The sequence below is a fragment of the Oceanobacillus sp. J11TS1 genome (assembly GCF_018333215.1).
Lineage (GTDB): Bacteria > Bacillota > Bacilli > Bacillales > Amphibacillaceae > Oceanobacillus.
In genome coordinates, this window is record NZ_BORO01000024.1 from 49,674 (window position 1) to 59,621 (window position 9,948).

The 9,948-nt window shown below is 37.9% G+C and carries 9 protein-coding genes; 6 read left to right on the plus strand and 3 right to left on the minus strand.

Annotated elements, in window-relative coordinates; translation table 11 throughout:
- Positions 1-21 precede the first annotated feature (21 nt).
- Together KI343_RS15690 and KI343_RS15695 are read left to right on the plus strand one after the other, a co-directional pair.
- The gene (locus KI343_RS15690; protein WP_212927379.1) at positions 22-450 is read left to right on the plus strand and encodes a spore coat protein; all 429 of its coding nucleotides are present in this window, start codon (positions 22-24) and stop codon (positions 448-450) included.
- Between the two features lie 390 nt (positions 451-840).
- Entirely contained in the window at positions 841-1,041 is a 201-nt protein-coding gene (locus KI343_RS15695) for a cold shock domain-containing protein (protein ID WP_212927380.1), read from the plus strand.
- A 136-nt stretch (positions 1,042-1,177) separates the two neighbouring features.
- Here the strand turns inward: KI343_RS15695 and KI343_RS15700 are convergent, their stop codons facing one another.
- Positions 1,178-2,074, minus strand: coding sequence for an NAD(P)-dependent oxidoreductase (locus KI343_RS15700; RefSeq protein ID WP_212927369.1), 897 nt, complete (start codon positions 2,072-2,074; stop codon positions 1,178-1,180).
- A 246-nt stretch (positions 2,075-2,320) separates the two neighbouring features.
- On the opposite strand from KI343_RS15700, the gene KI343_RS15705 reads away from it, so the two are divergent.
- The gene (locus tag KI343_RS15705; protein ID WP_244857026.1) at positions 2,321-2,944 is read left to right on the plus strand and encodes a TraR/DksA C4-type zinc finger protein; all 624 of its coding nucleotides are present in this window, start codon (positions 2,321-2,323) and stop codon (positions 2,942-2,944) included.
- Positions 2,945-3,058: 114 nt separating this feature from the next.
- Here the strand turns inward: KI343_RS15705 and KI343_RS15710 are convergent, their stop codons facing one another.
- Positions 3,059-3,865, minus strand: coding sequence for a zinc ribbon domain-containing protein (locus KI343_RS15710; RefSeq protein WP_212927371.1), 807 nt, complete (start codon positions 3,863-3,865; stop codon positions 3,059-3,061).
- 315 nt (positions 3,866-4,180) lie between these two features.
- Positions 4,181-5,536, minus strand: a complete 1,356-nt coding sequence (locus KI343_RS15715; protein ID WP_212927372.1) for a S1C family serine protease — start codon at positions 5,534-5,536, stop codon at positions 4,181-4,183.
- Between the two features lie 275 nt (positions 5,537-5,811).
- Here KI343_RS15715 and KI343_RS15720 point away from each other — a divergent pair, with 275 nt between their 5' ends.
- The 3 genes from KI343_RS15720 to typA all read left to right on the plus strand — a co-directional run bounded on the left by KI343_RS15720 (position 5,812) and on the right by typA (position 9,807).
- Positions 5,812-6,498 (plus strand): response regulator transcription factor, encoded by a 687-nt coding sequence (locus KI343_RS15720; RefSeq protein WP_212927373.1) that lies wholly within the window; start codon positions 5,812-5,814, stop codon positions 6,496-6,498.
- Positions 6,499-7,881 carry a sensor histidine kinase gene (locus tag KI343_RS15725; protein WP_212927374.1) on the plus strand — a complete coding sequence of 461 codons (1,383 nt, stop codon included), beginning with the start codon at positions 6,499-6,501 and terminating at the stop codon, positions 7,879-7,881.
- 105 nt (positions 7,882-7,986) lie between these two features.
- Complete coding sequence (gene typA, locus KI343_RS15730; protein WP_212927375.1) at positions 7,987-9,807, plus strand: translational GTPase TypA; 1,821 nt, start codon at positions 7,987-7,989, stop codon at positions 9,805-9,807.
- The last annotated feature ends 141 nt before the right edge of the window (positions 9,808-9,948 follow it).

Consider the following 9,948-nt stretch of genomic DNA (forward strand, 5'->3'; position numbering starts at 1 on the left):
AGAAAGGAGTGGGAACGCATGATGCCAAAAAAAGAATGGAGAGCATTAGATCACTGTGATGATAATAATGATAATGACGCAATAGTAGATCAAGAGGCCAAACAAAAGAATGTAACGAAGCAATCCTCGGAGGAATGGATAATTATCAAAGACTCTGAGGGAGTTGAAGTACAAACAACAGATACACAAGTAGCAATTAGCTTACAGGTAGGTATTGAAGTAGCTATTGCTGTTGTACTAAGTATTACACTGGCCGATTCAAACCAAGCAAAAGCTGTTTTCCAAGATCTAGAACAAGTTATGAAAACCAAACAAAGTAATCGTCAAAAAACAATTGTTGAAAAATCGAAAAATGTTTCAGTAACCACAACAGATACAGACGTCGGAATAAATATTCAACTATTAATTCAATTGTTAATAGCTATTGTAGCAACCCTGGATATTTTATAAGAATACTTGAGGTTCCTTCTGGGGCTTGCCTTATTGAACTCCCAATAATAAAGGGAGTTCAATTTTATGTTGAACAGGAAACTTTTTCTTAAATCAGTACGTTATTTTAAGTATTTTATGTAGCTCCTACGTCTGGTAATGGTAAGCAAAAAATGTATTTTTATGAACTGATTCTCATCTTTTAGTGAAAACGCTTCTCCAGTTGAAAAACGTCGAATTTTGTTCGATGATACTCCTTGATATTCGCTTGCATTTTTTTATGAAAGGGGTTAAAATAATAATTGCAAAAGGTAATTGGAGTTACAAGAATACTTTACGATCTCTTTTTCAAGATGGTGTAAAAGTATTTCGTTTTCAATGATTTTGCATATCTTGTATAAGGAGGTCATGATAATGACTGGTAAAGTAAAATGGTTTAATGCAGAAAAAGGTTTTGGTTTCATCGAGCGTGAAGACGGAGACGACGTATTCGTACACTTCTCTGCAATCCAAGCTGAAGGATTCAAAACGCTTGAAGAAGGTCAAGAAGTTGAATTTGAAATCGTAGAAGGCAACCGTGGCCCACAAGCTGCAAATGTTGTTCGTCTTTAATCGAGTACAACTAAAATAAAACGAGTATGAATTCGTTAAAAAACCTCGAATGTCCTTAGGCATTCGAGGTTTTTTAACGGTTCGACTTCAAAAATATTACCTGAGAAAAAAAGGGATGTTCCCACAGTCAGAAATATTAAAGGGTGATTTCAGCTTGATGCGCGAGCAGTTTAATTAGTGCTTGCGTACCGCTGTCAGCTTCTCCCATGTCTGCTAATTCTTTATAAAGTTTTAAGGATAATTCTAGTCCGGGTGCTGGCATCCCCATATTATGAGCGGATTCTAAGGCAATCTCCATGTCCTTAATAAAATGTTTTACATAAAATCCAGGTTCATAGTCCCTTTCAAGCATTCTTTTACCTAAATTGGATAAAGAAAAACTTGCAGCAGCTCCGGTGGAAATGGTAGCAAGAACTTCCTCTGCATCTAATCCAGCTTTTTTTGCATATAAAATGGATTCACAAACACCAATCATATTGGTTGCGATAGCAATCTGGTTTGCCATTTTTGTATGTTGTCCAGCTCCTGCAGGTCCATGTAAACTAATTCTTTCTCCTAGAACACGAAATATTGGAGCGACTTCATGATAAGCATCTTTATCTCCGCCAGTCATGATGGCTAGTGTGCCATTTTTTGCACCAATATCTCCTCCAGATACAGGAGCATCTAAAGCAATGAGGCCTTCTTTTTTTGCATCTTCATAAATTTCCATTGCTAAACTAGGTTTAGATGTCGTCATATCAATCAAATAAGTATTTTTTTTCGCATTTTTTAGAATACCCTTATCTCCATAATAAACCTTTTTCACATCTTCCGGATATCCTACCATCGTAATAATCACATCACTTGCTTTTGCGAGACTTACTGCGTCCTCATGCCAATTTGCTCCTGTTTCCAAAAGCTCTTCTGCTTTGGATTTTGTTCGCGTGTAAACATTTAATTTGTAACCTGCTTCCATTAAGTTTTTCACCATGCTTTTCCCCATTACGCCCAAGCCGATAAAACCAATTTTTGTCGATGATGCTGTTACCATACTATCCGTCTCCTTTGTGTAGATGTTTATGAATATTAACCTACGTTAAGCTATATTCGTTGTGTCGCCGATGAATCAAAATCTCACCATGGAATCCCTGAAATTCCTTTCTTCCAACGAAATATACTTGGCAACGATTGCCGTGAATCGAATCATACAGGATACATATAGTATAAAATGATTCCACAATAAAAAAACAGTAGTTTGCTTATATTTGCTTTTTTAGAGAGGAAGAGGAGGAGAATGATGAAGAAAAATATAGATCGACTAAAACAACGGCTCCTTACAAGACAAGAGGAGTTAATTGAAAAATTAAATCAAGCGGCCGAAGCAAAATATGAATTTAGTCAAGAATCGTTAGGAGAGTTATCTAATTACGATAATCATCCGGCTGATACTGGGACAGAACTATTTGACAGGGAGAAAGACAAGACGTTACAACGGCATATGGAATCCGAACTGGAAGCGATTAATGAATCTGTTCATGCGATGGAAGAGGGGACGTATGGAATTTGCAAAGTATGCGGAGGAAATATTGACCCAGAACGGTTAGAAGCTTTACCTACTGCAGATTGCTGTGTAGAGCATGAGAAGGATAGAACATATCTTGGAGGGGTTCCTACCCGTGTTTCCAGAACGGTAGGGGACGATGGAAAGAATAGCTGGCGGGAAGTTGGATATTATGGCACATCCAGCTCATCAACAGAGTATTTTGGAGATATGTATGAATCTGAGGATGGGGCAGTGGAACCAGAAGAGGTAGGCGTGGAGGATTTCCTAGCTGCGGACATGGAGGGTAATTTTTCACACGTGATGCCAAACCATAATAAATATGAAGAACGATTAGATGAAGAAAATGAAGCAGATTAAATGAAAGCGTTTGGGTATTGATTTGCCAAGGGATTGATTGAAATATAAAAAAGCTGTTCCTCTTGACTAGATAAGTGTCAATGAGGAACAGCAATCGTATGATCGTATCTGATTTTACCAAAATCCAAAGTTATTCAGCACATTTGCAAAGATACTTCCCATGAACGTTTCCAACAATAGGTAGTATCCTAAGATCAAATGTATAAGGAATACGGCTGTGAGAGCATATATTTTATCTATTTCTCTTGATATAGAATCCATTAATACATATGCTGGTATGAACAACATAGGTGCAAGAATGGCTAACAACATAACATAGACCATGAAGTCTAAACCGATGGCAACTAAAAGGTACCCGACGACAAAAAAGACGGTATAAGGTAATAGATAACCACCAGTTTTAGCTGTTGTATCAAAGAAATTATCCTGACTTCCCAGTATCCTGCCTGCTCCAAAGATGACGATAATGCTACCTGCAAAGAATAATAAGAACTTTAAAAATGGGACCAGAAAGGAATCCATAAATGGAGGCGAAACAAGAGAGAACTGGTTAAGCGTGATGTACAATAAAATAGAATATAAAAGTGCGGTTAACACAATCGATATAGCACCGGAAATCCAGTTCCTTTCTGTAAGGTTTCTCGCCTTACCCGGCGATTTTAGATGAGCAAGTGCAAAATGACCAAATCCGCCAGATAATTCTTTCACTGTTGCTCCCAGATCACTCACGGTATAAGGTGTACTTTCAGACTGTTCCTCTTGTTGAGATTGGTTTGCAGTCTCTGCTGTAGAGGCAGCTTGTTCTTGGCTAGTCGGCTCAACAGGCTCGATAGGCGTGTTTTCTTGCTGATTTAAAGGCTGCCCGCATTTTGTACAAAATTTCCCTTCTTCTGTTTCTTGATGACATGATGGGCAAATCAAAAAATCACTTCCTTTCAAATATAATAGGGTTATTCACAAGATGTATGTAATCCTGCTTTAATAAATTAGTATATCGAAATTTGGTGAGAAAAGGTAGAGAAATCGGGATAATTTTCCTGTTTTTTTGAATAAGGGTCGAGTAATCGCAATCCCAAACAAGCAGCATTTTTGACTATCTGTTTTCATAAAACTTTGCAACAATATATCCTATGCGATTGATTTGGATAAAAAAACTCCTTATCGATAATTTTATTCGATAAGGAGTTTTATTCATATAAAAGTAACTAGAAAACTTTTGCAATTCACGGTACGTGGTTAAGACTGTGCCTGATTTGTTTTGAGTTCATCCATTTTTAGCGTAATGGAATGGACTTCCCCTTCACGTATAAATTCAATTTCAACATGTTCTCCTGCTTGACCTTGATCGTACAATTGTTTTCTAAGCTCAATAATAGATGTGACCGGATTTCCATTAATTTTTGTAATCACATCAAATTTTTGGAGGTTAGCATGGTCAGCAGGTGAATTTGGTTGGACATTGGCAATCACCATACCGCCTTCTACATCGTCCGGAAGCTCAATTTCGTTTTGATACGCTGCTGGAACTTGGCTTAATGGCGCTGTGGAAATACCGATTAATGGACGAGAGACTTCCCCGTCTGTTTCTAGTTTTTCAATAATTGGCAGAGCTTCGTCAATCGGAATAGCAAAACCTATACCTTCTACTTGACTTTGGGCGATTTTCATGGAGTTAATTCCGATAACCTCACCATCTTTGTTCACTAACGCCCCGCCGCTATTACCAGGATTAATCGCTGCGTCTGTTTGCAGTACCTCAGTTACCCAGTCAGGAACGCGGTCTCCGTTTGTATCTACTTCAACAGAACGGTTCAATCCGCTTATTATCCCTTTTGTCACACTATTACTAAAGTCCATTCCAAGTGGATTTCCGATTGCCATCACGGTTTCTCCTACTTGGGTATCATCACTGGAGCCTAAGTTGGCTACTGTATCTACATGCTCGCCATCGATTTCAAGAACAGCTAAGTCGGTTAATGCATCCGTTCCAAGCACCGTTGCGTTTACTTGATTTTCTTCATCCAGTGCTACTTGGACCTGCTCTGCGCCTTCTACAACGTGGTTATTGGTGACAACATAAGCTTTTCCATCTTCTTTTTTATAAATGATTCCAGATCCAGTTCCAGCCTCTTGACTGTCTTCCCATAAGCTTTGCTGCTGCATATTAATGACCCCAACGACAGCCTGTGATATTTCAGATATATCGGCTGAAACTTCAGCATCATCAGATGCAATCGTCGGAATGATTTCTTCTGATGAATGATTGGAAGATGAAGTTTCTTTTTGTTCTGTTGATGAATCCAGGATATTACCGGAAGCAGTCAACAATTGATTTCCTAAGAGCATGATAACAAGTACAGAGGAAACAATGCCTCCGACCACGCCACTTACAAAACCGCCAAACCACCCTCTAGGTTTTTTGAGTTTTTTTGCCGATGAAGCAACATAGGTTGTTTGTTGTTCATTTGTTGGTGTTTCTTGTTCTGATCTATTTGGTTCAATTGTAGATGCTTCATCAGTGGAGTCTGTTGTTTTTTCAATGTCGCTAGGTATATTTTCATTGCCTTCATTTTGATTATCATTATTGTTCATTGAAAAGCACCTCCAAGTTATTTAATTTATCCTTATAATAATACGAACGATGGGTAATCGTTTGGTATAATTGTGTAAAAACTGTGTAATCTTGGACATGGTTTGTCAAGGGTGAGGTATTCGTGTAAAAATAGATAATATAAAATGAAAGTTTTTAGAGTCTGGCTGGACTGCAATGAATTGTCCCGGGGGATGCGATAATCTCCCTATAATGAATAGTTTATCCATAAATTTTGTTCCTATTTTATTCTGTAGTTAAAGAGGGGGAATAACAAATGTCATACCATATTGGTCTTATAGAAGATGATAAAAATATACAAGATATTGTTGTTGCTTATTTGAAGAAAGAAGGTTATCAGGTAACTGTATTAGGAAATGCCGAAGACGGTTGGACATTATGGGAAAATAATCCGCCTGATATGTGGGTATTAGATATTATGCTTCCAGGGATGGATGGTTATGAATTTTGCAGGAAAATCCGTAATGAAAGTGACGTTCCAATTATAATTATTTCCGCGAAAGATGAAGAAATTGATAAGATTCTTGGTTTAGAGCTTGGCGGCGATGATTATTTGACGAAACCGTTTAGTCCGCGAGAATTAATAGCCCGTATCAAAAGATTATTTAAACGCGTGCAACCGAAGTCTGCTGGTAAAGAGGAAGAAGATCGGGTGAAGGTGGATCAACTTCTGGTCTATAAGAACGAGCGCAGGGTGTTTTTTGAAGGTATAGAGTATGAAACAACTGCAAAAGAATATGATATGTTGCTTTTACTTGCGGAGAATCCAAATCGAGCTTTTTCTCGTGAGGAATTACTGATAAAAGTATGGGGCGATGACTATTTTGGCAGTGATCGCGCCGTGGATGATTTAATGAAACGCATTCGTAAAAAGATGGAGAATATTCCACTCGAAACCGTATGGGGATTTGGCTACCGCCTAAGAAAAGATGAGGAAGCGTAGATGAAATTACAATCGCAATTAAATGCTGCTTTTACAGCACTGCTGCTTGTTATTATGACGACTGCGGGATTAGTTATTTACTCGCTTGTTTTAGATGTACTAATCCAAGATGAAAAACGTCAGCTTGCAGAAACAGGCGAATTATTAATAAATTTTCTCTCCGAACAGTATGACGATGCAAGCGAATATCGTAATATTAATGATTTTTTACAGCAACAGGATTTACAGCTCTTTTTGTATGATCGAAATTTAGATACCGTTTTATTTTCAACGATGTCTATTTCAGTGGTGAATGAATTCTTTCAAGAAAATAACTTTGCAGATACTGAAGAATCCTTATGGCAGCACGGGAACGATCGCTTTGTTACACAAAGAATTTTATTTTACCCGGAACAATCGGGCATGGAATTAATCTTATTAACACCAATCAATGACTTAAGAGCTGTCCAGGAAAACTTTTTCTTCCGATTAGCATGGGTATTTTTAATTGGAGCACTGGCTGCAGTTATTTTAAGCTATTTTATGACGAATAAATTAGTTACACCGCTGTCCTTATTAAAAAAAGAACTGAAAAAAGTTGAAAATCGCCAATTTGATCAAATGAAACGGATTCGAGCAAGTGGAGAGATAAAAGAAGTAGAGCAGAGTGTCTATGACATGGCACAGACATTGGAGCAATATATGAAGTCACAACAGACTTTCTTCCAAAACGCGAGTCATGAGTTGAAAACACCTCTTATGACGATTCAAGGTTATGCGGAAGGGATTCGAGACGGTATTTTCGATGAAAAGGATACAGAAAAAGGGTTGGACGTCATGGTGACAGAAGTAAACAGACTAAAGAAAATTATTAATGAGATGATTTTGCTTGCTAAGTTAGATTCTCAGCCTGACGTATACGAAGAAACAGAAATTGATGTTCAAACCTTTATTGAAGGGATTATGAGTAAAGCATTGCCAATCGTCAATGAAAATAAGCTGGAGCTGCATCAACAAGTAGATGGACCAATAACGATTCATGCAGATGAAGAAAAGTTGTTACGGGCTGTTTCTAATGTAGTATTTAATGCAATCAGGCATGCTTCTGAAGAGGTTTCTATACGCGTTTATCAGCAAAAAAATCAAATTTATTTTGAAGTAGAGGACGATGGAGAGGGAATTTCTCAAGAAGATGTGGACAAGATATTCCATCGATTTATGAAAGGGAAAGGTGGAGAGACAGGGCTCGGGCTAGCTATTGCCCGCGCGATTATTGAACAGTCCCACGGGAAGATTTTCGTATCTTCATCAGAGAAACTTGGAGGGGCGAAGTTTACGATGCGTTTGCCAGTCTATACACCGAAAGAAATAAAAAAAATAAATCATAAGAGTAAAGATGTCTAAGTTTCTTTATCACAGCAAACTGTCGAAAATTGTTTTGCATCATCTTGGAAAATATGATATAATAAATTGGTTTTACATCTGATATGTTAGAGGAGCGTACTATTTATGCAATTAAGAAATGATATTCGTAATATCGCAATTATTGCACACGTTGACCACGGGAAAACAACGTTAGTGGATCAGCTATTAAAATATTCTGGGACTTTTCGGGAAAATGAGCATGTAGATGAGCGTGCAATGGACTCTGGAGATATAGAACGTGAACGTGGAATTACCATTTTAGCAAAAAATACAGCCGTGAAATACGAGGATTCAACCATTAATATTCTTGATACACCAGGTCACGCAGACTTTGGCGGTGAAGTTGAGCGTATTATGAAAATGGTTGACGGTGTGGCTTTAGTAGTAGATGCCTATGAAGGAACGATGCCGCAAACCCGTTTTGTATTGAAAAAAGCCTTAGAACAAAAATTAACACCAATTGTGGTATTGAATAAAGTTGACAGACCAAACGCAAGACCAGCAGAGGTAGTCGATGAAGTATTAGATTTATTTATTGAATTGGGAGCAGATGATAATCAATTAGAATTCCCAGTTGTATATGCTTCTGCGCTTAATGGAACATCTGGATTAGAACCGGATGATCAGCAGGAAACAATGGAGCCTGTTTTTAAAACAATCATGGAGCATATCCCTGCACCGGCTGACACAAAAGAGGAACCATTACAATTTCAAGTAACTTTACTAGATTATAATGATTATGTCGGCCGAATTGGTGTTGGACGTGTTGTTCGTGGATCCATTAAAGTAGGACAGCAAGTTGTTGTTTTAAAAGAAGACGGGACTCAAAAATCTTTCCGTGTTTCCAAATTATTTGGTTTTATCGGATTAAAACGGATTGAAATTCAAGAAGCTATCTCTGGGGATATTGTAGCGTTAGCGGGAATGGAAGATTTGAACGTTGGTGAAACAGTATGTCCAGCTGAGCATCCAGAGCCACTTCCTTGGTTGCGTATTGATGAACCAACCTTGCAAATGACATTTGTTGTAAATAACAGTCCGTTTGCAGGTAAAGAAGGAAAATATATTACTTCTCGCCGAATTGAAGAGCGTTTGTTAAAAGAATTAGAAACAGATGTAAGTTTGCGTGTGGAACCGACAAGTTCACCAGATGCTTGGACTGTCTCAGGACGTGGAGAACTACATTTATCTATTCTTATTGAGAACATGCGCCGGGAAGGCTATGAGCTTCAATTGTCTAAACCTGAAGTAATCATTAAAGAAATCGACGGCGTTAAATGTGAGCCGATGGAACGTGTACAAGTGGATGTTCCAGAGGAATATACTGGAGCCGTGATGGAATCTTTAGGAGAACGTAAAGGCGAAATGCTTGATATGGAAAACCAAGGGAATGGACAAGTCCGTATTGAGTTTAAAGTACCTTCTCGCGGACTTTTAGGATATACAACGGAATTTATGTCCCAAACACGCGGATATGGAATCATTAACCATACGTTTGAAGCATACGAGCCTTTTATTAAAGGACAAGTTGGAGGCCGCCGTGAAGGAGTCCTTGTAGCACTTGAAAACGGAAAAGCTTCTACTTATGGAATTATGAACTTAGAAGACCGTGGAATTATCTTTGTTAATCCTGGTACAGAAGTTTACGCTGGAATGATTGTTGGGGAGCACAACCGTGAAAATGACTTAACCGTTAATATCACAAAGGAAAAACACTTAACTAACGTGCGTTCAGCAACAAAAGACCAAACTTCAACCATCCGTAAAACAAAAGATATGTCATTAGAGGAAGCATTGCAATATTTAAGTGATGATGAGTATTGCGAAGTTACGCCAGAATCTATTCGTCTTCGTAAAAAAATCTTAAATAAAAACGAACGTGAAAAAGCAGCTAAGAAAAAATAATAAAATAAACAAATAAAAAGAGGCTGGGACATAACTAGCCAAAAATAAAAAAGATGGATTTCACATTGAGTTTTGAAGTGAAATCCATCTTTTTTGAAATCATTTATAAGTAGATACATAAAAAAGCGGCTAGAGGCAGTG